Source organism: Sporosarcina sp. resist, from assembly GCF_014302295.1.
Lineage (GTDB): Bacteria > Bacillota > Bacilli > Bacillales_A > Planococcaceae > Sporosarcina > Sporosarcina psychrophila.
In genome coordinates, this window is sequence record NZ_CP060287.1 from 4,128,718 (window position 1) to 4,152,361 (window position 23,644).

Sequence of the window (23,644 nt, forward strand, 5' to 3'; positions counted from 1 at the left end):
ACATTTTTCCGATAAAATAGGTGAGGACTGATAAAGATGACAACTGTAAATATACGAGTAGAAAGAGATTTCCTAGGTGAAAAAGAGGTGGTGAATGATTGTTACTACGGGATTCAAACGCTAAGGGCCATTGAGAATTTCCCGATTACTGGCTATCGTATCGATAAAGAATTGATAGTAGCCATGGCTATCGTCAAGAAAGCAGCCGCAATCGCCAATCGAGAGATAGACCGCCTTCCTTCTCATTTGGAGAAAGCGATTGTACAGGCTGCTGATGAAATAATCGAAGGACACTGGCACAATGAGTTCATCGTCGATCCGATACAGGGAGGCGCAGGGACTTCTATCAATATGAATGCCAATGAAGTCATTGCCAATCGCGCCTTGGAGATACTCGGCAGACAAAAAGGTGATTATGATTTTTTAAGCCCAAACACACATGTCAATATGGCTCAGTCAACAAATGATGCATTCCCTACCGCTATTCATATTGCTACACTTGCCCTTTCAGAAAAGTTACTGGTAACCATGGAAAGCATGTATAATGCGTTTAAATTAAAATCAATTGAATTTGATCATGTCATTAAAATGGGACGCACTCATCTACAAGACGCGGTTCCAATCCGGTTAGGACAAGAATTCGAAGCCTATAGCCGTGTAATCCTACGAGATATTAAACGTATTTCCCAATCGCGTCAGCATCTGTACGAAGTAAATATGGGTGCTACTGCAGTTGGGACCGGACTCAATGCTGAGCCGAAATATATCCTATCCGTCGTTAAACACTTAGAGGAAATCAGTGGCTTTCCTTTACTCGCAGCTGAGAATTTAGTAGATGCGACACAAAATACGGATGTATACACCGAAGTGTCCGCTTCTCTAAAAGTATGTATGATGAACATGTCTAAAATAGCGAATGATATAAGATTAATGGCATCCGGTCCACGTGCAGGGTTAAATGAATTGAATTTACCATCCCGACAACCCGGATCTTCAATGATGCCAGGGAAAGTAAACCCAGTAATGGCTGAAGTCATTAACCAAATTGCCTTTCAGGTAATCGGAAATGATAACACCATATGTCTTGCATCCGAAGCTGGCCAACTGGAACTGAATGTCATGGAACCCGTACTCGTTTTCAACTTACTGCAGTCCATTAACATCATGAATAATGGATTTCAGGTATTTACCGATTATTGTGTTTCAGGAATCAAGGCAAACGAAACACAAATGAAAGACTATGTTGAAAAGAGTGTGGGCGTTATTACAGCCATTAATCCACACATCGGGTATGAAACGGCTGCAAAAATAGCACGTGAAGCGATTATAGATAATAAGTCGGTTCGTGAACTTTGTAAACAATACGGGATTTTATCTGAAGATGAACTAAACCTAATTTTAGATCCTTACGAAATGACCAACCCTGGAATTTCTGGAGGACTGTTGAGTAAATAAAGATACTTTGAATAAAAAAATAAGACAATCACAGTGAGTTGCCTTTTTCTACAGGCCATTATTGGTTCGCTTTGGACAAAGTGCCCGCTACACGATTATTGAGAAATCAAGCGCTAAAATAAGTGACGAAGTCACTTATTTTAGCGTTCTTTTCGGTAATCGTGTTACCGTTAGCTGTCCTTCGCTTCCCTATAATGGACATAAAAGAAGAGCGCTTGCTTTTAATATGAAGGAATAGATTCTTCTCTATCCATTTTCAAAGCGCCCGAAGATACAATTTCGGGCGCTCCCCCTTTTTTCTATGGTTTGTCCATTACAATTTAACTGAAGACATATCGAAGCAACTTGCCCGACTATCGGGTGTCCCATATATCGGAGCGGATATTGTGGAAACATCATTCGTCGCTATCTATGATGTATTGCTTACATTGAAGATGCAGTAATTTTCAAAAACAAACGCCGGTGCCTGTGCATGAAATTAGTTTCCGCCATCTTTCTAATGATGTCTAATCGCCTGATCTGAGGATATAACTTTCCCCCCCATTAGAATGCACCAATACTTGGTATACAAATAAGGAGCTGTTTGTCACACAGCCCCTTGTTTATCATTTCAAATGTTATATTAACGATATCCAGCTAATGATGGTAAGAATGATGAAAACCATGGGAAATAGGTTACCAGCATAAGAACAACAAAAATAGCTCCATAAAACTTTAAAAGATGTGGCATAACTTTTTCCAATTTCCTATCGGCCACTTTAATACCGGCAAAAAGAATATTCCCTACTGGCGGGGTAATCGTTCCAATACATAGATTAAACGTAAGCATAATTCCAAAATGTAAAGGTGTCATTCCTAATGCTAAACAAACAGGAAGTAAAATAGGTGTGAAAATTAAAATCGCAGGCGTAAGATCCAAAAATGTACCTACAAATAGTAATAAAAGATTTATCGCCAACAAGATAATGATAGGATTATCAGAAATCCCCAATATGACATCAGCCATCATGTTAGGTATTCCAGTAAACGACATGACCCAGCCCATAATATTAGAAGCACCGATTAAGAACATAATAATCGCTGACAACTTCGCGCTTTCAACTAGAATTGTATATAATTCTTTAATTTTTAATGTTTTATAAAATATAGTGGATAAAAGCAAGGTGTAGACTACTGCGAATGCAGCACTTTCTGTAGCAGTGAATATACCACCAACAATCCCACCAATAACAATAATAATCAAAAACAGGCTTGGTATTGCATCTAGTGTAACTCTAATAAATTCCTTAAATGATATTGGTTTTGTATCGATATATCCTTTCTTTTTTGTATAAAAATAGGCCACAACCATACAACTTAGTCCCCATAATATACCTGGAAGTATGCCTCCAAGAAAAAGAGCTGCAACTGAAGTTCCACCGCTCACCAACGCGTAGGTTATTAAAGCAGTACTGGGTGGAATTAACAGTCCAGTAGGTGCGGTTGCGATGTTAATTGCCGCTGTAAAATCCTCATCATAGCCCTTCTCTTTTTGAATGGGACTCATAATTGTTCCCATTGCAGATACAGCTGCTGTTCCCGAGCCAGATACTGATCCAAATAGCATATTAGCTACTACATTGGTATGAGCTAATGAGCCCGGAATCCTCCCTGTCATTGCAGTTGCTAGATTGATTAAACGAAGGGCAATGCCTCCCTTATTCATTATATTTCCCGCCAGAATAAAGAATGGTATTGCTAATAGTGTAAAGATATTAATCCCCTGAAACATTTTTAATGCAGAGGAAGGAACCGCTGCCGAAAAACCCAACGATTGCGTAATAGCTAATATTGATGCAACAATCAATGTGATGCCAATTGGAATACCTAATAGTAGTAAAACAACAATCGTCACAAGGATCAATAAAGCTGCTGATACCGCTACGCTCATTGTAATTCCTCCTTTTCGCGATCGTTAAATTTCTGGATAGATTGAATGATATTTAATAAATTGTAGATTATTATCAAAATACCACTGAGTGGAAGAATTGCATAAACAAAGTCCATAGTAATATTTAAAGTAGGTGAAGTCTGCAGTGCACCTACTCCGACAAAATCTTTTCCTCCAACTAAAAAGACAATTACTGCAATCGCTATAATTAGCAATTCAGTGAAAATTGATAAGATAAGCCCACCTGCTCCTTTAAACTTATCTGAAAGTAGGGACAGTCTCATATGATCTTTTTGACCAAAAACGAGTGCAGCGCCTAACAAGGAAACCCAAACAAATGAATAACTCAGCATATCTTCTGACATTGTACTCGGAGCTTTGAAGACGTACCGCGTAATTACCTGGTACGTCGCAAGTACAGTCATAAAAGCTAATAATAGTGCACATATCGCTGCTAGAGCTTTATCCATAACACTTCTTATTTTCTCCATTATCATCCACTCCTTTCATTTAGTTCTGGATTTTTTGGACTATGTCATACAGGGTTTGCAATTCCGGGTTTCCATTCAATAATTCTTCTTTTACCGGCTTTTGTAGTTCTTCAAATGGTTCTTTATCCACTGTAATAAACTCTACTCCCATCTGTGTTGCCTCCTCGATCGCTTCTGAAATGAGATTGTCCCATTCCCCATTTGCAACCTCGGTACTCAATTTGAAAGCATTTTGAAAAACTTCTTCTTCTTCATCCGTCAATGAATCCATAAATATTGTACTTGCCACAAACATATCTGTAAAAATCTGATGTTCTGTCCGAGAATAGTATTTTGCAACCTCTCCATGTTTCATATTAACAAGTGCCATCTCAGGATTGGTTCCAGCATCAATTACCTTATTTTGTAATGCAGTATAGACTTCACCGTATGCCAAAACAACTGCTGCTGCATCAAAGCCTTGTACCATCTTTACGTTCGCCTCACTTGACTGCACACGAACCTTCAAGCCTTTCAGGTCTTTCGGTGTTTCAATTTTCTTCGATGAATAGAAATTATTAACACCATTAGCAAACCAAGTGACTCCCTGAATTCCCTTATCAGCTGTAGACTCGTAAATCTTATCTATAAATTCTTCTTCGTCCATAACTTTGCGAAAACTTGTTTCATCTTTAAATAAATAAGGTAAACTGAAAATCTTATATTCATCAGCAAATGCTTCTAAATTGCTTCCACTTGTAACAACCATGTCCAAGGATCCCATCTGTAGTAATTCAAGCGCCTCTGAATTTCCACCAATTACACCATTGGTAAAGATTTTTATTTCAATTCTGTCGCCCAGTTTTTCCTCTACATACTCTTTAAATGCATTCAAACCTAGAACGATGGAATGGTTTTCCGGCTGAACTGTAGCTATGCTGATAATTCGTTTTCTGCCTATTTCTTCACCACTAACCGAAGAAGAACATCCAGCTACTACTAGCATCAAAAACAAGCATAGAATGACAGCTGTAAATTTTTTAATCTTTTTCATATAATCATCCTCCTATACAATATTTCGTTACCTCTCACTATTCTTCCTTTACAACAAGAGAGCTTAATAGATTAAATAAGAAGTAGTTGCTAAATGTTTCATCTCAGCCACACATTGTAAGCGCTTACTTTATATGACGGTTTATTATTCTGTGTAGACATTTTTGTGATTTAAGTGCTTTCACAAGTTACAAACCATATAGAAACCTCTTGGTACATAGAGTTGTTCTTTTCGCCATCAAACGGGAACAACTTATGATATCAAGAGGTTTTTTATTAATATTTCTTTGTGAATGATTTACCTAGTTATACTAGCAATTCGCCATCTTTCATAATGAAGCGATCGTCAATCTCGCAGGTCACGGTCTTAATTACCAAATCCAAATGCAATGGGGAGTTTACATGACCACCAAAGTTCAAATTCTTTCCAATACCAATATGGATATTTCCAAAAGAACCTTCATCCGGCGCCATATGCCCACAGAGGAAATTCTCTTTATTTAATCCGAGACCGAGTTCTGCAATATTATAAACTGTCGGATCATTGAAATCAGCTAAGAGTTTACGTAATATATCTGCTTCACGCCCACCCAATATTTCTGTAATAAACCCGTCCTTCACAATACATTTGACTGGCTCATCAATTAAGTTTAATAAAGGATGTGGAATACTTCCGTCAAATACTAATACACCATTAGCTGTCCCTTCAACCGGTCCCAACGCAACTTCTGCATTCGGAGGAAATGAAGCAGCTCCAGGCACAATTGCCGTTCCATGATCCAAAACAGGCTCACGTCCTTCTATACTACAAACCATATTGGTTCCACCAGGTGCAGTAAGTGTAAACGTTTTCCCTTTATAAAAAGGAGCCACACGATTAACTACCCTTGTAACCTCGTCAAAATCCGCCGTTAATCCTCCTGACTCAAACATATGAAGGGCATAATCCTGAAGTCCAATCCAGCGTAATCGTCCATTTTTACTTGCATCTAAACGGGCTTTTGAATGATATAGAGACATCGTGGTTGCACCAAACGCAACATCGCAATTATTTAATGCTGCTGTGACAGCTTCCGTAGGTTCAGCACCGTGCCCTTCCCTTGGCGTCATTACAATCATAGTTGTTTCAAAAAACATTTTAGCATATTTATATACGAACTCACCGATTTCTTTTTTATTATCATCAGTGATGACAAGTACCTTTTCTCCTTCTTTTAAATGTGTAATACTAGTAAACAATTGTCTGATACCCAATGGCACTTCTTTTAGCATTTCTTTCATAGCTCTTTTCTCCTTTTTGTGTCAATTTTTAATTTACGACTTCATCATTTTACTTCAACAACAATTTCAACTTCTACAGGTGTTCCTCCTGGAAGTGAAGCTGTTCCCATAGAAACCCTACTGTGTTTCCCCGCTTCACCAAATACTTCATTCACCAAAGCAGACACTGCATCCATAACTTCCGGCTGCTCAATGAAATCTGCTGTACTTGCCACATAACCTTTTATATTGACAATTTTCTTAATACCATCAAGGCTTCCCATCATATTCCTTACTGTTGCTAAACAGTTTACAAAGGCAATCTTAGCTGCGTCTTGGGCCTCTTCAATAGCAATTGTGTCACCAACAATTCCTTGATACTTCAAAATGCCATCCACCTTCGCAGCATTTCCTGATACAAAAATCAAATTACCGGTTCTAACTCCCGCCTCAAATAATCGCTTACTTTGTTTGACTTGTTCAGGAAGTTTATATCCTTCGTTCTCTAATCTTTCTTCATAACCCATAATTATTTCTCCCTTCCACCCAATAACAATAAGAATACTCCGAGTAATTTTCTTTTGAACCAATCTGCTTTCTGCTGTGATATTGCATTATTTCGAGCGCTGTACAGCATCGTAAGCCTCGTATTATACTAAGATATTCTTTTATTAATTCATCCGCGGGTTTCAACATTATCGTATCTTCCCTTCTTCATTTATAATACTACGAATTATCACATAACTACCAATACTTATTTCTACCTGAATACATAGCTTTTATCTATAGTTGTTGGTATAGTTTTAGAAATCATTCGAAAGTAAAGACAATAAAACTGACTTTGTCTTTCGTAAATGACAATTCATTTTTTCATCAATTTCAGAAGATGGAAAAATCGCAATAAACAGTTGATCTCTACCTAGCGAGGAATAAAACATTTTAGGCTTAAAAACATGAGGAGGACAGATAGACATGAACTTTAATAATCTTTACTATTTTAAGATAATGGCAGAATTCCAGCATTATACACAAGCGGCCAAATTCCTTTGCATTACGCAGCCTAGTTTAAGTCGTGCCATGTCAATACTGGAAGAAGATTTAGGGGTTGCGCTGTTTGAAAAAGAGGGCCGCAATGTTCGTCTGACAAAGTATGGTAGATTGTTAAGCTCTTATGTTTCAAAGGGATTTCATGAAATTGAACTCGGTTATGATTTGCTACATCAATTTAAGAAAAAGGATTCTGGGATCATCGATTTTAGTTTCTTATTTGTACTGGGATATCATTTTGTACCTATACTAATTAAAAACTTTCTTGCCGATATAAATCACAAAAATATCACAATAAATTTCCATCAATGCGATACCGCGACCAGTATAAAAAAGATAAAAGACGGTTCCGTGGATCTTGGATTTTGCACCTATATGCCTAATGAACCCGATATAAATTTCACACCCGTTCTCAAGCAAAATTTGGTTTGTATCACATCTTTAAATCATCCATTGGCAAATCAAACTTCATTATCTATGGAAGAATTATTGCCTTACCCAATTATCAGTTATACTGAGTCAGCGGGAGAAATTCAAAGTTTCATCAATCGACTTTTTTCCGGTTGTTCTAAAAAACCTAATCATTTTTGTACTATGGCGGAAGAAATCACTATGGCTGGATTAGTTTCTACTAATCATAATAATTGTATTGCAATCGTACCCGATCTGGATGTTCTTGATAGTTTCTCCATTAAAAAGATTCCTATTGATCACCCTAATGCATTTAGAAATATTTATCTCGCTACTTCTAAAATTCATCCCACGTTACCATGCATAGAGGTTTTTTTCAATTTCATTCTTCAGTACGCAAATTTCTTAAATGAAAAACATGAAGATCTTTCACTCTGAAGGAAATTTAATGGGTAACGGTAAACCCATTCATTTGAATTTGGTATGAACATAAATAAACGTCAACTAATGCCCATCTAAACTTGCAGGCATTAGTTGACGTTTACTATTAGTATAATTACTTCTTTTCGTAATCCTTCAAAATTTTATTTCTCACATAGCTAAGATGCTTATACATTTGTGTAAAGGATTCAAAAGGATCTCTTCTTTTTAATGCTTCATAGATTGCGATATGATGCTCAATTGTAATTTCCGGTTCCCGATAGCTAATTAAGCTATCCGTTTTTTCATGTGTTACAAGCAGGGAATCAATCATTCCCTCAACCACAGGATTATCTGCACTTTGTGCAATAATCCTGTGGAACTCTTTATCTAAACGACCATAATCACCGTCCGCATTCTCTTGTATGGAATCAATGGTCTCCCTTAACCTTTCAAGTTGGTCATCCGTTATTTTTTCAGCTGCAATCGTGACCAAACCCAATTCCAAGGCCATACGCGCTTCGATGATGGCAGGTACATTATTAATAGATAATGCAAGCATAACATTGAATGGATTACTGCCGACCTTGTTATTTATAAATGTACCTCCACGTGGTCTCCTCGTAATGATCTCCAATGTCTCCAATGAACTCAGTGCTTCGCGTAATACAGGTCGGCTTACATCAAACTGCTTCATTAATGACATTTCTGCCGGCAACTTATCCCCCGGTTTCAATTGTCCACTCATCAACAGGTGTACAATTTGTTCTAGCACCTGTTGTGACAATGTACTTCTACGGATAGTATCCATTTTATATTCCTGCATACCACCCCTCCTCTCAAAACTATCCTATTCTTTCTTCATGTTTTTATTATTACCACATTGGACTAAACTTCTCAATTCGGGAACCATGTTCTCATTATAGCCAAATGGTTTTGACTGGATTATTTCAGCGCATTCAGAAATTGCAGCATGCGAATCGACAAATAAATAATCCGCCTCATTAATAATTGTATCAGGAAATCCCTGCATTAATGACTTAAAGGAACCTGAAGCTGCGAAATGCTTTCCAGTTAAATCAATCTGCCCGTCAAAGGGGATTACAAGCTCCACAGAAGTCGTTGTTGTAATAATCAATTGAGCCTCTTTCAAAATTGTTTCGGGTTCAGCAACTTCAAATTGGACGGATGGAAATTCACCCTTGGCTTCCTCTAAAAAAGAATCTAGTCATTCCTTACTACGATTATACACTAAGCGCGCTGTATCGGCCGAACTACACAAGCGGTCTGCAAATGGCTAAACCCCTGATCGCATGTGCCAATGACGCCAATTGTATCAGTTTAATCGGAGTCCAAGTATTTCATACCTAAACCACTTACAGCGTCGGTTCGCATTGCTGTAATCGCTCTGGTATCCATAAGAACAAGTGGTTTCATCGTTTCTCTGTCACTTAATAGAAAAATCCCCCTCAATCTAGCTTCATTATCAGAGGTGATCTCAATTAGTTTTGTCCCATTATAGTTCTCATAAAATGAAGGCATTTACAAAGCCGAATTTTTACCTTCATTTATAAATAATCGCTCTGGGAGCAATGAACGTTTTTCCCCTTCCTGTAAGTAATACGCTTAGATTGTTTCAATAATGCCGCTCACCGAAATGATTCTCCTAATTTCTTGGTCATTAATGTAATGCACGTTATCCCTTCTCATCATTACTCGGGACCATACATCCACTTCAGCAAAAAATCAAACGACTAAAAAAAGGCATGTAAAAATGAGGAGTTAGCTTTTCATCGCATAACTCCTCTGCTTGGATCTTATTTAATAAATACAGTTTTAATAGAAGTGAAAAATTCAATTGCAGCTCTACCCTGTTCCCGGGAATGAGAACTGGATTGCTTCATACCACCGAACGGAGCTTGTAATTCAACGCCCGCACTTTCTGCATTGATCCGCACTAAGCCAGCATCCATTTCGTTAATGAAGGACAACATATTCCCTATGTTTGTTGTAAAAATAGAAGCACTTAGTCCATATTCCGAGTCATTTGCCAGTTCCAGAGCTTCCTCCAGTGTATCCACTTTCAAGAGTGCAAGAACGGGACCGAAGATTTCTTCTCTGACAATCGTTAAATCGGGCGAAGTACTTTCAAAAACGGTAGGTTCCACGTAATATCCTTTATTTTCAAGTACTCGATTTCCACCGAATAACAATGTCGCCCCTTCTTCTTTTCCTTTTTCAATATAGGAAAGAACGGTATTCAACTGGCCTTCGCTGGCACAAGGTCCCATCCACGTACCTGATTCAAGACCGTCTCCGACAGTAATTTCCGCCACTTTTTCAAGCAACTTTTCTTTAAATCTATTGTATACCTCTTTTTGAACGATAACACGGCTTGTCGCTGTACATTTTTGGCCAGTAGATTTTAGTCCACCACTGATTGTAGCATCGACTGCCAAATCCAAATCCGCATCACTTGCAACGATAACTGGGTTTTTTCCACCCATTTCAAGTTGATATTTAATTCCCCTTGTAACGGCGCTATGGGCCAGTTGTTTACCGACTGTGTTCGACCCTGTAAACGTAATGGCATCAATTTCACGATGATTTACCATCTCTGTACCAATTTTAGCACCTGAGCCTGTCACCATGTTGATAACACCCGCCGGAAAACCTGCATCGTGCAGGCAGTTAATCACTTTAGCACATGTAATGGCCGTTTCACTTGCTGGTTTAATAACAACTGTATTCCCATAAATAAGTGCTGGGGCCATTTTCCAGAGTGGAATAGCGACCGGGAAATTCCACGGCGTAATAACTCCAACAACCCCTACAGGAACGCGTGTTGTAAACAAAAGTGCTTCGCTATCTGTTGAAGGGATGACGTCCCCGATCGACCGCATTCCCTCGCCAGCATAATAACGTAGGATAGCTACACCACGTGCAGTTTCTCCCTTCGCCTCAGCAAATGTTTTCCCCATTTCTCGGGTCATTGTAGCCGCAATGTCATCGATACGCTCCTCTAATATAGAAGCAGCTTTCAATAAATAATCTCCGCGAACACTTCCTGCTAGTTTACGCCAAGCTTTTTGCGCTATTCGAGCAGAGGTTGCCGCATCATTAAAATCATTGCTTGAGGATAGTTGATACGAACCGACCACTTCACCTTTTATTGCAGGATTTTTACTGACCTCCGTCTGACCTGTATCGGAAGCCACCCATTCGCCGTTAATATAATTTAAGAATGTCGTAGTTTTAGATTCAGTTGTTGTATTCATAATTACCTCCTAGTTTATAGCCTTGGCATGAGTAGGGTATTTCGCCAATGCATTATTAATAATCGATTTTAACTCCTCATAATGCCCCTCTTCCACAGGGGCGATAGGCGCTCGGACATTTGTAGTGACAGGAAGGCCTACGATTTGCATCCCCGCTTTAATAAGTGAAACAGCATACCCTTTTTTCTGTTTCCGAATACGATGAATTGGAAAGATTACTTCTTCATACAATTCATGAACTACTTCGTCATTTCCTTTTAGCAGTGCATCATAATACTTCGCGGAAATGTGAGGGATATAGTTGGAAATAGCCGATGAATAAGAAGTGAATCCAAGGTTTACATACGACGCCATCGTCACTTCTGCTAACGGCATTCCATTGATCCACTCCAGGCGGTCACCAATCAAATGAGTGAGCTCAACATTTAGCTCCATATCACCTAATCCATCTTTATAGCCTACGAGCTGTGGTATTTCACATAGTTTTTGCAAGGTTTTAGGTTCTAAAACACAGTTATCACGTTGATAAACAATTGCATTCAAATTTGTACTTTCTATGATCTTACTCAAGTAATTATAGATTCCGTCTTGAGAAGGATCTATCAAATACGGAGGTAAGATCAGGTAACCTTCAGCCCCAAGTTCTTTAGATATTTGAGCTTGTTCAAGAGCATAAGTAATGTTCCCACCAACACCCGTATAGAGTGGTACTTTCCCCTTAGTCTTTTCTGCTGCAACTTCAACCATTGCTCTATATTCTTCATTGCTTATTGCATGTAATTCCCCTGCACCACACGCGACAAAAACCGATTTCAACCCATTATCAATTAAAAACTCAATGTTTTCACCTAACGCATGTAAATCCAATTTACCTTCTGCATCCATTGGAGCAACTGGGAACCCTAAAATTCCTTTTGGTGCTCTCCTACTAAATGTACTCATGTTAATTCCACCCCTCAAAATTGTATTTATTCTATATGTCATATTGTAAGACAATAATAATTATCTGTCAACTCTTTTAAAAATACGCTTGAAAAAAAGCTCCACATTCAAATTGTTATACCAAACGTATAAGTAGAATTCGGACTGAATTATGTAGTTTTACTATCATTAGTGATGCAGTGATTTTGGGCTAAGGTTGTTTCATGTACATCTGGCTGAGAATAGAATCCTGTTTCCTGTAATCCACCAATCTATAAATGCATTCCCAATGTATCGCGTGAATCATGCTCAGCAACACATTGTCGCATTGTAAAACATAAAATAAAGTGTGATTATGGAATTGATAACACCATATGTCTAGCATACGAAGCTGGCCAACTGGAACTGAATGTCATGGAACCTTTACTCGTTTTTAACCTACCGTAGTCCAATAACATCATGAATAATGGATTCCAGATATTTACCGGTTATTATGTTTTAGGAATAAAAGCAAATGAAACACTATGTTTAAAAGAGTGGGGGAGTTATTACAGCCATTACTTCTCATATTGGCTATGAAGCTGCTGCAAAATAGTACGTGAAGCTATTGTAGAGAATAAATTTATCTGTGAACTTTGTAATCAGTACGGGATTTTATCTGAAGATGAACTAAACCTAATCTTAGATCTTTATTAAATGACCAACCCAGGAATTTCTGGAGGACTGTTATTGAAATAAATAAACAATCCCCCACTTTTCTAGACTGTGGGGGATTGTTTATTATCAATTATAACTACATTTTTTTTCAGAACTATATCTAATTTAAACGTGTGTCAGCGGACTGCTATCCCAAATAAGTGAAATCGCAACTGCCTATTCTGTCTGGCGAAATTTCGGATAACCAATTAAAATGGCAATAACACCACAAATTCCGATTAAGACAGGATAAAAAGAATAAGGGATAATACTAACCGGTGATATTGCTGCTAGTCCAGCAGCCGCAAGCATTTGCCCTCCATAAGGCAAAATCCCCTGCCAGCTACTTGCGAACATATCAAGTAAACTAGCTGACTTCCTTGGGTCGATTTCATATTCATCCGCGATACTTTTTGCTAATGGCCCAGTAATAATAATCGATATCGTATTATTCGCGGTGGCGATATTAGCCATACTAACTAAACCAGCAATCCCAAACTCAGCCCCTTTTTTCGATTTAATTTTGCTCGTAATGACATATAAAAGATAATCAATACCGCCGTTATATTTGATAATCTCAACGACGCCACCGATTAAGATTGCAATGATTGCTAAATCCTCCATACTAATAATCCCTTCAGCAACTAGTTGTAAAAAACCACCGAAACTGTAAGACCCATCAATCATCCCGATAATTCCAGCAAATAGCGTTCCACCAAGCAAAACAACCAGCACATGTGCACCTAATAACGCCGCTACAAATACCGCGATATAAGGGAGTATTTTAAACAACTCATACTGATAGTCCCCACTCAAATCAGCTACATTACCTCGTGTGATTATACCTAGAATAAGCGCTGTAGCAATTGCCCCAGGCAAAACAATCAAGAAGTTTACTTTAAACTTGTCTTTCATTTTTATATTTTGTGTCCTAACCGCCGCAATTGTCGTGTCTGAAATCATCGACAAGTTATCACCAAACATTGCACCCCCGATTACCGTCGCCATCGCCATTGCAAGCGGGATACCCGTTTGACTCGCAATCCCTATTCCAATCGGAGCCAATGCAACAACGGTCCCCATTGACGTTCCCATTGAAATCGAAATAAAGCAGCCAATAACGAACAATCCAACCATCAACAAATTCATTGGTAATAGGGATAAGCCAAGGTTAACAGTGGATTCGACCGCTCCCATTCCGCTAGCAACTGCAGAAAATGCACCCGCTAAAATAAAGATGAAAGCCATTAATATAATATTCGGATGGCCAGCGCCCTTAGTAAATGTCTCCACTTTACTGGACAACTTTTCTTTTCTATTCATCATCAAAGCGATAGCGGCTGCGATTAGTATCGCTACATTCAATGGCATATTTGAAAAGTCTTTTGTAAAAATTCCTGTGCCTATAAATAGCAACACAAAAACAAGTAATGGAAAAAGTGCAAAGGGATTTCCCTTTTTCACTTTAAGTTTTGTCATAAATATTCCTCCTAGTAGTCTGTCGAAATCCCAGAACTTACTGAAAACATAGTATTTCTATATGAATTACAATAACTAATCGTATCCTGCTTTCTTACTGGTGTCAACAGGGCTATTTACAGTTATCAGAATTAACGTATAAATTAGTTTACATAGCTAGTTAAAGTGTGATAGGTTAGATGACAAACGTGAGAGGATGATTAAAATGGCAGTAGTGGAAAGCTTTTTATTGGATCACACGATAGTAAAAGCCCCTTATGTACGCTTGGCGGGTACGGAACAACACGAGAAAGGCAGTACTCTTCAAAAATATGACTTACGATTTTTACAACCCAACCAGGACGCAATGCCAACTTCAGCTGTTCATACGCTAGAACATTTACTTGCGACGTATTTACGCGACGAACTGACAGGGATTGTCGACGTATCACCAATGGGGTGTAGAACAGGATTTTACATGATTATTTGGAATGAACATGAGCCTAAAGAAGTTGCCGCCGCTTTAACAATAGTTCTCGAAAAAGTAGTAACAACCGAACACATTCCCGCCGTTTCTGCACTCGAATGTGGCAATTATAAAGATCATTCGCTATTTGCAGCACAAGAGTATGCAAAGTTAGTCCTTGAAGCGGGACTAAGTGACGATCCGTTCCGCGATTAAGCATATTAAATTACGTACAATTATGATTGTCATTCTATAATTTAGCACCTGAAAATAACAGTAGAGGTTGCCCCAACGTTGAATTTGGGGCAACCTCTTTTTTGTTTGCAATCTTGATTTCTTGTACTATATGAGTTGTAGGCTAATGTTCTGCCAACTAATTTGGTGAGCAGTGAGTTTGTTGGAGATTCCTATGATTTAGTTGGATACTTCACAGATTTCCTCCTAGGTACATGTCTGGTCTTTATTTTAATCAGTATGCAAATTCCAGTGTATTTTCTAGCTATTCTGGTGTGCAGGTATCTAAAAGCTCTTATAACCCCTTGAAGTAAGTTGCCACATTTTCTGTTACAAATGAATGTCCGATTAAGAGAGGATCCTTTTTTAACTGCAATTGAAATTGGTTGAAATTCTTAATCAAGTAGTCTCTTTGCTTCTCATCGACTATGAATTTAACGCCGTATCGGTAGAGATCTCCTTGTTCCTCATCAAATACAATTGTCCCATAAAGCGTCATTTCCTCGTCAATTATTGTTGTTTGAAACTTCAATACAATGTCCGATCTTGTAGGAAGTTTAATGTTGGATACGAAACGTAATCCACCCGGTCCTATGTTTTCAACTAACACTTTTGTATTTCCTAATTGTACCTTCTTTCCATTTAATTCTGCCACCGTCATAAATGCTTCGAGCGGATATTGGAAATCAATTCTAAAATATTTTCTTTTTTCTTTTATAGGCACAGATTCAATTTCAGAATTCGATTTTCCGGCTAATAACTTTAGAATGTTTTCTTCTGAAACAGGTCTGCTAAATAAATACCCCTGAATCCAATCGCATTGTAAATTAGATACAAACTCTCGCTGTTCTATCGTTTCGACACCTTCCGCTACGACTTCTATTGAGAGTCTATGTGCTAATTGAATAATTGAGGTTACTATTTCGGCGCTATCCTTATCAGATGGAATGTCCTTTATTAAACTCCTATCTATTTTCAATATATCCGGTTTTATGTCTCTTAAACTTTTAAAGGATGCATAGCCTGTCCCAAAATCGTCAAGTGAGATTTGTATACCCAACCCACGCAACTTCTCTATTTTCCCTAATACTTTTTCTTCCTGCTCCATCATCGTACTTTCCGTGATTTCAATGTTAAGCCATTTTGGATCAAGTTCATTTTCTTGTAAGATGCTAGAAATCATAGCGACTAAACCTGTTTGTAAAAACTGCACAAGTGACAAATTGACTGATGCCTGAATAAAGTACCCAGCATTATGCCATAAACGCACATTTTTGCAAACTGTCCGCAATACCCATTCACCAATTGGAGTGATCAATCCCGACTCCTCAGCCAGCGGAATAAATTCATCCGGTGAAACAATTCCCCAAACTGGATGATTCCAACGTAGTAGCGCTTCTACACTAACAATTTGATTCGTCCCCGTATGAACAATCGGTTGGTAATAGACAAGAAATTGATTGTCATGCAACGCTTGCTTGAGCTCATTTCTTAAAGAAAAAACCTTATATGTAGCGACATTGGCCGTTGGTGAATAAATTTGATAATTATTATTTCCCGCTTTTTCTGCAAGGTACAATGCTAAGCCTGTATTTTTCATGAGTGAAGCAGTATCATCTCCCGATTCAGGATAAATACTAATACCAATACTCGTCGTAATGAAAAGATTATACCCTTTAATGTCAAATGATTGTTCAAAAACTTGCAATGCATCCTTCGCGATTTGTTCAATTGAATGAATGTCTTGAAGGTTTGTAGTTAAAATTGCGAATTCATCTCCACTTATTCTGGCCATCATTTTTATATTTTTATTAAGTGTATTTTTTAACTTCCTCGCAATTTCAATTAATAACAGATCACCGACCTCATGACCTAATGAATCATTTAAAAACTTAAATCCGTCTAGATTAAGGAACAAAACGGCGAACTTTCTCTTATCAATATTCGCTAGTCTTATTTCAAGATCCACTCCATTTTCAAATGCTCGTCGATTTGGTAACTCAGTTAAATAGTCATGGTAAGCCATATATTGAATTTCGCGCTGTTGCTTTTTTAATTCAGAAATGTCATGTAAGTTACAAATAACCCCATTCACACTTGGGGCATGGAGTAGATTCGTATAGATAACTTCAAAGTCACGCCATTCTCCATTTTTATGCTTTAATCGCAGCTCTACTGTGAACGGAGTATTAGGCCGCTTGAGAATCTCTTTGAATTTACTCTTCTTCAGTTGATGGTCATCTGGATGTATCAGGTCAAAAAAGTTTGTCCCAGTAATCTCCTCCACTTTATACCCAAGAACAGCCTCAATTGCTGGGCTTTCAAAGACAATTGTTCCTTTTGAATCGAGGATGCCAATAATTTCATGAGAATAATGAATTAATGATTGAAGTTTTTCGCGCATTTCTTGAATATCCTGCTTCAATTCTTGTGCAACAGTAATATTACTTGTTAATCCATAAAGACCTAAGACTTCGTTATTCTCCATTTGAATAGGTGTCAGCGTTACATCAATATGACTGACTCCACCATGTTCATTAATGACTCGATATTTTACATATTGAGCTTCTCCGTTTAAAACTCTGGCGAAGTAGCCTTTTACCCTTTCTAAATCTTCTTCATAAACAAAGTTACTATACTTTTCCCCTATGCATTCTTCTACTTTAGTTCCAGTTATCAGTTCACTCCCTCCACGTATACTGACGATGACCCCTTTTCGATCAACAACGAAGAGAAGTATATCAGGTGAATTTTCAAATATTTGCGGATAAGAGTTTTTTTCCTCGTTCAGATAAGCCATTAATCTTTTCCTTTTATTAATTCTTGTTAGCAATTATACTCCCCCTTTATAAAAAACGATTAGATAATACCGCGGTAATCGTTTCAGAGTCGAACTGGTGACTGTTCATTTCACCGATCAACTTATTGAATAAAAATACAAAAAAAAGACCAGACATTCACCAAGTGTCTAATCTTCATTCTATTATTATACAAGCGTAGTGTATTTTCTGAAAATTGTCACGTGAAGCGGACTGATACTACATCCTAGCAAATGCTCCTTTTTAGGGATTTACCTTTAAATTCTACTAACCAGAACATTATTTCACACTCCCAAGAACAGCACCTTTTACAATACTAAACGACCTTCTAGTTCTTCAGTTATACACGGGCATTCTGTAAAAATAAATCTAACTTCTACCAGTGGCAAAGACTTGATTCAATTTCATTTTACTCTTATGAGATTACAGATTTCCTCTAAATCATTCATTAACCTTGTAGTTCCTTTACTAAGTCGGGTGGCACTTGACCCGTTACGCCGGCCACTAGATTTTCTGCAGCTTTCATAGCCATATCAAATCTTGTCTTTTGCGTTGCAGATCCAATGTGCGGAAGTACCACGACATTGTCCATCTTCAAAATCGGGTTATCTACAGCCACAGGTTCTTTTTCAAATACATCCAGACCTGCACCACGAATTACCCCACTTTGTAATGCAGCAATCAATGCATTTTCATTAACAGTTTGACCTCTTGAACAGTTAATGAAAATAGCGCTGGACTTCATTATGTTAAATTGCTTTTCTCCCATTAAATGATAGGTAGATTCCCTTAACGGAACCAGTAGTAATACAAAATCAGATCTTTCCAGTAAAGATTCCATATCACTATAAGTAATTCCATACTTGTCTTCTAATTCTGGCTTTCTTTTGGTGTTGTAATACAATACATCCATCTCAAAACCCAATGCAGCCCGTCGAGCAACCTTTTCACCGATTCGTCCCATGCCAATAATACCTAAAGTAGAATGATGTACATCCTTTCCAAATGATTCTTCACTATCCAACACCCGGTCCCACTTACCTTCTTTCACATAGTTATTAAACTCAACCACCCTTCTCGAAGTTGCCAAAATCAGCCCAAAAACTAAATCAGCAACAGCTTCATCTAGAACGAAAGGGGTATTCGTCCCCCATACATCTCTTTCCTTCATGGCTTCAATGTCAAACGCATCATAACCAACAGCTATATTGCTAACAACCTTTAAACTTGGAGCGCTATTTAAAAATTCTTTTGTTATTATACCTTTTGGAGTCATAAGTCCTTCAACATCAGCAACTTCCTTTAAAAGAACATCATTCGGTATCGGCGTTTCTTCATTCCATATTTTATAATCGCAATATTGAGCAATATAATCTTCCACTTCTTGTGGAATTCGTTTTGAAATAAACACCTTCGGCTTCATTTACTTCCTCCTTTATAGCAAATAGCGAGTTTTGTAATAAATTCACTTTTACCATTCCGCAATACTACCATCGACATGACGCCAAACCGGATTCTTCCAATTATGCCCTACTTGGGACTGTTTCCTTACAAAGTCCTCATCTATTTCAATTCCTAATCCAGGCAGTTGCGGAATAGCAACATATCCATCTTTATAATCAAAGACAGACTTATCCTTTACATAGTCCAACAAGTCACTACCTTGGTTATAATGAATTCCCAGACTTTGTTCTTGAATAAAAGCATTATGTGAGGTGGCATCTACATGTAAACAAGCAGCGAGAGCAATAGGCCCTAATGGACAGTGAGGTGCAAGCGCAACATCATATGCTTCCGCCATAGTCGCTATCTTTTTACATTCTGTTATCCCCCCAGCATGTGATAAATCGGGTTGAATAATATCTACGTAGCCATCGGATAAAACAGACTTGAAATCCCAACGTGAAAACATACGCTCACCAGTGGCTATCGGAATAGTAGTATGGTTAGCTATTTCCCTCAGAGCTTCATTGTTTTGTGAAAGCACGGGCTCCTCGATGAACATTGGTCGAAATTGCTCCAATTCCTTAGCTAAAATCTTTGCCATCGGCTTATGTACTCTACCGTGGAAGTCTATACCAATTCCAACATACTGTCCGACAGATTCACGGACTGCGGCAATCCTTTCTAATGCTTGGTCAATCTTTTCATACGAATCAATATATTGCAGTTCTTCGGTAGCATTCATTTTAAGCGCTGTAAATCCTGCATCTACAACTTCTTTCGCAGCTTGCCCTACATCCGAAGGTCGATCCCCGCCAATCCAAGAATAAACCTTCATTGAATCACGACAAGCCCCGCCTAACAACTGATACACAGGAGCATTAAAATACTTTCCTTTGATATCCCAAAGTGCTTGGTCTATTCCTGAAATTGCACTCATCAGAATTGGGCCTCCCCGATAAAAACCTGAGCGATACAACATACTCCAATGATCTTCAATTCGTAATGGATCCTTGCCGATCAAATACTCCATTAATTCCTCTACACAAGCTTTAACGGTATGCGCTCTTCCTTCAATTACTGGTTCTCCCCAACCAACTATACCTTGATCAGTTTCAATCTTCAGAAATAACCAGCGCGGGGGAACTTGAAATAGTTCATAACTACGAATTTTCAACCCATACCCTCCTTAGGATTTCTTATAGAATTTCTTCGTAAACACCGGTGAAAACAGGGTAATGACCCCAATTATTAATAATATAACCGTGATAGGCCTAGTATAAAAGATACTTAAGTCCCCTGAAGACATTACTAAAGCACGACGGAAATTACTTTCCATCATTGGTCCTAAAATTAGACCCAAAATGATAGGTGACAACGGAATATCAATTTTCTTCAAAAAATATCCGATAACTCCAGCAGCAAACATCACAATTACGTCAAAATAATTATTACCTAATGAGTACGAACCTACGACACAAAGTACTAAGATAATAGGTGTTAAAATAGACTTTGGAATATATAAGACTTTGGTAAATACCCTTATTAACAACAATCCAAAAATTAAAATCAACACATTTGCTATTAACATGCCGACAAACAAAGTATAGACAATCGGTCCATTTGTTTCAAATAACATAGGCCCTGGCTGTAGCCCCTGAACCATCAATGCCCCAAGTAGTACAGCGGTGACGGCATCACCGGGAATTCCCAACGTTAAAAGTGGAATCATTGCTCCCCCAGTTACACTATTACCAGCAGCTTCTGGCGCTGCGATACCTCTTAAATCCCCGTGTCCAAACTCCTCTTTATTCTTTGCAAAACGTTTCGCTTCGTTATAAGCTACAAAAGCTGCAATGTCTGCACCTGCACCTGGAATTATTCCAGTAGCAGTTCCAATTCCTGCGGATCGAAGAATGGTACCAATGATAGTTTTAAACTCGCTCCATTTTAATTTCACTTTTTCAACTGTAATTTTCACTTGGTTGACTGAAAACAAATCTTCCATTGATTTAAATGCTTCGGAAGTGGCGAATAAACCAATCATTATCGGAATAAAGTTAATTCCACTTGTCAGTTCCGTCAATCCGAAAGTAAATCTTGGAAACCCGCCAATCGGATCTAATCCAATTGTTGAAATGAGTAAACCTAATACTCCAGCCATCAACCCTTTAACGAGAGATGATCCTGCAACACTAGAAATGATTGATAAACCAAAGAAAGCAAGTGCAAATGTTTCAGGTGCACTGAATTTCAAGGCGAAACTCGCTAATTGTGGCGCTACCAGTATGAGAACTATGACGCTGAGGAATCCTCCAGTAGCAGCTGAAATGGTAGAGACAGTTAAAGCTTTATTTGCTAAACCCCTTTTAGCCAAAGGATGACCGTCTATAACAGTAGCAGCGGATGCTGGGGTCCCAGGTGTGTTAATTAATATTGCAGTTATAGAACCGCCATAAACAGATCCGAAGTATACTCCGATTAGCAGTAAGATTCCGCTTACAGCCTCCATTCCAAACGTCAAAGGAAGCATTAATGCAACGCCCATTGTTGACGTTAACCCTGGCAATGCTCCAATTGATATTCCAAGTGCAGTCCCTAATACTAAAATAAGTAGCACATGCCATTGCAATACATTAGCCAATCCTTCTGCTAATAAACTCATTTATTTCACCCCGTTTTATAGAAATAACGACCCCATTGGAATCGATACCTTCAGTAGTTTCACAAAAACAATAAAAATAAATAGTACTGTCCCAATTGGAACACTAATTAATATGATCTTACTCCGCACTTTTGAGAATAGTAAAAGGCTAAAAACTAATAGCAATGTCGAAATATAGAAACCTATAATCGGCATTACGATAATATAGAGTAAAATGATACCCATGGACGCAATTGCATAACGAGTAGTATGTTCCTTTTCCACTTTCCCACTTTTATCAAGAACACCTTGAATGAATAATATTAATCCAAAAAGAATTAATAGCCCGCAATAAATCCTAGGCATAAATGCAGGACCAGTATCACTCACACTCAATTCAGGAAAATTAAATGTAAGTGCGTAAAAGAAACTACCTAAAATTAAAACACCTAATCCACAAATCATATTTGGAATTCTCATCGGATTCACCCCTTAGTAAAGGCTGATTGCCATACAAAATGACTTTTATGTCCCCATCCTCTTGTATGGTAAGCAGTCAACATTTTATAATTAAAGGCCAGAAAAAAACTTTATTTCCCACCCAAGCCTAACTCAGGAATCAATTTCCCAAAGTACTCATAGTTTTCGTCCATATGCTTCTGGAATTCACTAGATCCTTTCACCTGAATTCCTAAACCGTTAGCAGCCATAAACTTCTTGAAATTCTCTTCTTCAGTAGCCTTAGTAAAGGCTTCTTCAAGAATAGCTACAATTTCATCTGGTGTATCTTTAGGAACTGTTAACCCTCTCCACGTACCAATTGTTTCAATTTCCAATCCAGCTTCCGTAAATGTTGGGACATCCGGGATAATATCAGATCTAGTATCAGACATAACCGCAAGAGTTTTTAGATTTCCCGCCTCAAGTTGTGTTTTCACTTCTGCTGGACTCACAGTCACCGCATCGATATGTCCACCTACTAGAGCTGTTACAGCAGGTGCTGCACCTTCAAAAGGTACATGATTAAGCTCAATTACCGCATTTTCAGCTAAGCTTTCTGCAGCTAAATGCCAAGTAGACCCTGAGCCCGCATTTCCAACCTTAAGTTTTCCTGGATTCGCTTTCGCAAAAGCAATAAATTCTTCTAATGTGTTATACGGTGCATCAACAGGCACTGTCAATGCTGCAGGATCTAAATTCACTAATACGACCGGTTTTACTTGCTTATAATTAAGCGGTGAAATACCTAGGTGTTCAAGCATAGTCAATTCGGCAATTACCATGGTTACTGTATAACCATCTGGTTTAGCGTTTGCTCCTTCTGTCATTCCTAACGAACCACTACCGCCCGGTTTGTTTACTACCCCAATTGACTGACCTAAATATTTTTCTGCATCAGCCGCCAAAGCCCTTGCTGCCAAATCAGTTCCGCCACCTGCGGATGTTGGAGATATAAGCGTTATCGATTTAGTAGGAAAATCATTTCCACCATTTGATTTGCTAGTATTTTCATTACTGTCTTTGTTGCATCCTGCCAATGCCAAAAACAGAATTAGCATGAATACAGTTCCAAGATACTTCAATGAATTTTTCATTTGTATGCCTCCCTTATAATTGGTTATTATAGAATTTCATTTCA

General features: G+C 38.2%; 20 protein-coding genes and 1 pseudogene. 4 read left to right on the forward strand and 17 right to left on the reverse strand.

The annotated features are described in order from the left end of the window. Positions 1-36: 36 nt before the first annotated feature. Positions 37-1,455, forward strand: coding sequence for an aspartate ammonia-lyase (gene aspA / locus H7992_RS19905; RefSeq protein WP_187045729.1), 1,419 nt, complete (start codon positions 37-39; stop codon positions 1,453-1,455). A gap of 622 nt (positions 1,456-2,077) precedes the next feature. Here aspA (H7992_RS19905) and H7992_RS19910 read toward each other — a convergent pair. The 5 genes from H7992_RS19910 to H7992_RS19930 all read right to left on the reverse strand — a co-directional run bounded on the left by H7992_RS19910 (position 2,078) and on the right by H7992_RS19930 (position 6,695). Next, positions 2,078-3,385, reverse strand: coding sequence for a TRAP transporter large permease (locus H7992_RS19910; protein ID WP_187045730.1), 1,308 nt, complete (start codon positions 3,383-3,385; stop codon positions 2,078-2,080). Then, complete coding sequence (locus H7992_RS19915) at positions 3,382-3,876, reverse strand: TRAP transporter small permease (protein WP_187045731.1); 495 nt, start codon at positions 3,874-3,876, stop codon at positions 3,382-3,384. Before H7992_RS19915 ends, H7992_RS19910 begins: the two co-directional genes overlap by 4 nt. Before the next feature lie 19 nt (positions 3,877-3,895). Then, positions 3,896-4,909: a TRAP transporter substrate-binding protein gene (locus H7992_RS19920; RefSeq protein WP_187045732.1), complete on the reverse strand. Its 1,014-nt coding sequence runs from the start codon at positions 4,907-4,909 to the stop codon at positions 3,896-3,898. Positions 4,910-5,214: 305 nt separating this feature from the next. Beyond that, the gene (locus H7992_RS19925; protein ID WP_187045733.1) at positions 5,215-6,189 is read right to left on the reverse strand and encodes an aminopeptidase; all 975 of its coding nucleotides are present in this window, start codon (positions 6,187-6,189) and stop codon (positions 5,215-5,217) included. Positions 6,190-6,233: 44 nt separating this feature from the next. Continuing rightward, positions 6,234-6,695 carry a RidA family protein gene (locus H7992_RS19930; RefSeq protein WP_187045734.1) on the reverse strand — a complete coding sequence of 154 codons (462 nt, stop codon included), beginning with the start codon at positions 6,693-6,695 and terminating at the stop codon, positions 6,234-6,236. A gap of 445 nt (positions 6,696-7,140) precedes the next feature. Between H7992_RS19930 and H7992_RS19935 the strand changes: the two genes are divergently transcribed. Further along, positions 7,141-8,064: a LysR family transcriptional regulator gene (locus H7992_RS19935; protein ID WP_187045735.1), complete on the forward strand. Its 924-nt coding sequence runs from the start codon at positions 7,141-7,143 to the stop codon at positions 8,062-8,064. A gap of 118 nt (positions 8,065-8,182) precedes the next feature. Here H7992_RS19935 and H7992_RS19940 read toward each other — a convergent pair whose 3' ends face one another. From H7992_RS19940 to kdgD, 5 genes are all read right to left on the reverse strand, one after another. Further along, entirely contained in the window at positions 8,183-8,872 is a 690-nt protein-coding gene (locus tag H7992_RS19940) for a FadR/GntR family transcriptional regulator (protein WP_187045736.1), read from the reverse strand. Positions 8,873-8,896: 24 nt separating this feature from the next. Next, a complete protein-coding gene (locus H7992_RS19945; RefSeq protein WP_187045737.1) occupies positions 8,897-9,184 on the reverse strand; it encodes a hypothetical protein in 288 nt (95 codons plus the stop codon). Positions 9,185-9,387: 203 nt separating this feature from the next. Next, positions 9,388-9,588 carry a hypothetical protein gene (locus H7992_RS25145; RefSeq protein WP_187045738.1) on the reverse strand — a complete coding sequence of 67 codons (201 nt, stop codon included), beginning with the start codon at positions 9,586-9,588 and terminating at the stop codon, positions 9,388-9,390. Between the two features lie 275 nt (positions 9,589-9,863). Further along, a complete protein-coding gene (gene gucD / locus H7992_RS19955) occupies positions 9,864-11,324 on the reverse strand; it encodes an alpha-ketoglutaric semialdehyde dehydrogenase GucD (RefSeq protein ID WP_187045739.1) in 1,461 nt (486 codons plus the stop codon). A 9-nt stretch (positions 11,325-11,333) separates the two neighbouring features. Next, positions 11,334-12,266, reverse strand: a complete 933-nt coding sequence (gene kdgD / locus H7992_RS19960) for a 5-dehydro-4-deoxyglucarate dehydratase (protein ID WP_187045740.1) — start codon at positions 12,264-12,266, stop codon at positions 11,334-11,336. A 336-nt stretch (positions 12,267-12,602) separates the two neighbouring features. On the opposite strand from kdgD, the pseudogene aspA (H7992_RS24875) reads away from it, so the two are divergent. Then, positions 12,603-12,941 (forward strand): annotated as a pseudogene (aspA, locus tag H7992_RS24875) (aspartate ammonia-lyase); the annotation flags it as partial. Positions 12,942-13,118: 177 nt separating this feature from the next. Here the strand turns inward: aspA (H7992_RS24875) and H7992_RS19965 are convergent. Continuing rightward, a complete protein-coding gene (locus H7992_RS19965; RefSeq protein WP_187045741.1) occupies positions 13,119-14,420 on the reverse strand; it encodes a Na+/H+ antiporter NhaC family protein in 1,302 nt (433 codons plus the stop codon). A 205-nt stretch (positions 14,421-14,625) separates the two neighbouring features. On the opposite strand from H7992_RS19965, the gene H7992_RS19970 reads away from it, so the two are divergent. Beyond that, on the forward strand, positions 14,626-15,081 hold the full coding sequence (locus H7992_RS19970) for an S-ribosylhomocysteine lyase (RefSeq protein ID WP_187045742.1): 456 nt from the start codon (positions 14,626-14,628) through the stop codon (positions 15,079-15,081). A 313-nt stretch (positions 15,082-15,394) separates the two neighbouring features. Here the strand turns inward: H7992_RS19970 and H7992_RS19975 are convergent, their stop codons facing one another. The 6 genes from H7992_RS19975 to H7992_RS20000 form a co-directional block, all read right to left on the reverse strand. Beyond that, positions 15,395-17,932, reverse strand: a complete 2,538-nt coding sequence (locus tag H7992_RS19975) for an EAL domain-containing protein (RefSeq protein ID WP_187045743.1) — start codon at positions 17,930-17,932, stop codon at positions 15,395-15,397. Between the two features lie 434 nt (positions 17,933-18,366). Continuing rightward, positions 18,367-19,341: a 2-hydroxyacid dehydrogenase gene (locus H7992_RS19980; RefSeq protein WP_187045744.1), complete on the reverse strand. Its 975-nt coding sequence runs from the start codon at positions 19,339-19,341 to the stop codon at positions 18,367-18,369. A gap of 48 nt (positions 19,342-19,389) precedes the next feature. Further along, the gene (gene dgoD / locus H7992_RS19985; RefSeq protein WP_187045745.1) at positions 19,390-20,538 is read right to left on the reverse strand and encodes a galactonate dehydratase; all 1,149 of its coding nucleotides are present in this window, start codon (positions 20,536-20,538) and stop codon (positions 19,390-19,392) included. A gap of 12 nt (positions 20,539-20,550) precedes the next feature. After that, the gene (locus H7992_RS19990; RefSeq protein ID WP_187045746.1) at positions 20,551-22,026 is read right to left on the reverse strand and encodes a tripartite tricarboxylate transporter permease; all 1,476 of its coding nucleotides are present in this window, start codon (positions 22,024-22,026) and stop codon (positions 20,551-20,553) included. 15 nt (positions 22,027-22,041) lie between these two features. Then, complete coding sequence (locus tag H7992_RS19995) at positions 22,042-22,485, reverse strand: tripartite tricarboxylate transporter TctB family protein (protein ID WP_187045747.1); 444 nt, start codon at positions 22,483-22,485, stop codon at positions 22,042-22,044. A 110-nt stretch (positions 22,486-22,595) separates the two neighbouring features. Further along, complete coding sequence (locus tag H7992_RS20000) at positions 22,596-23,600, reverse strand: tripartite tricarboxylate transporter substrate binding protein (RefSeq protein WP_187045748.1); 1,005 nt, start codon at positions 23,598-23,600, stop codon at positions 22,596-22,598. Between the last annotated feature and the right edge of the window lie 44 nt (positions 23,601-23,644).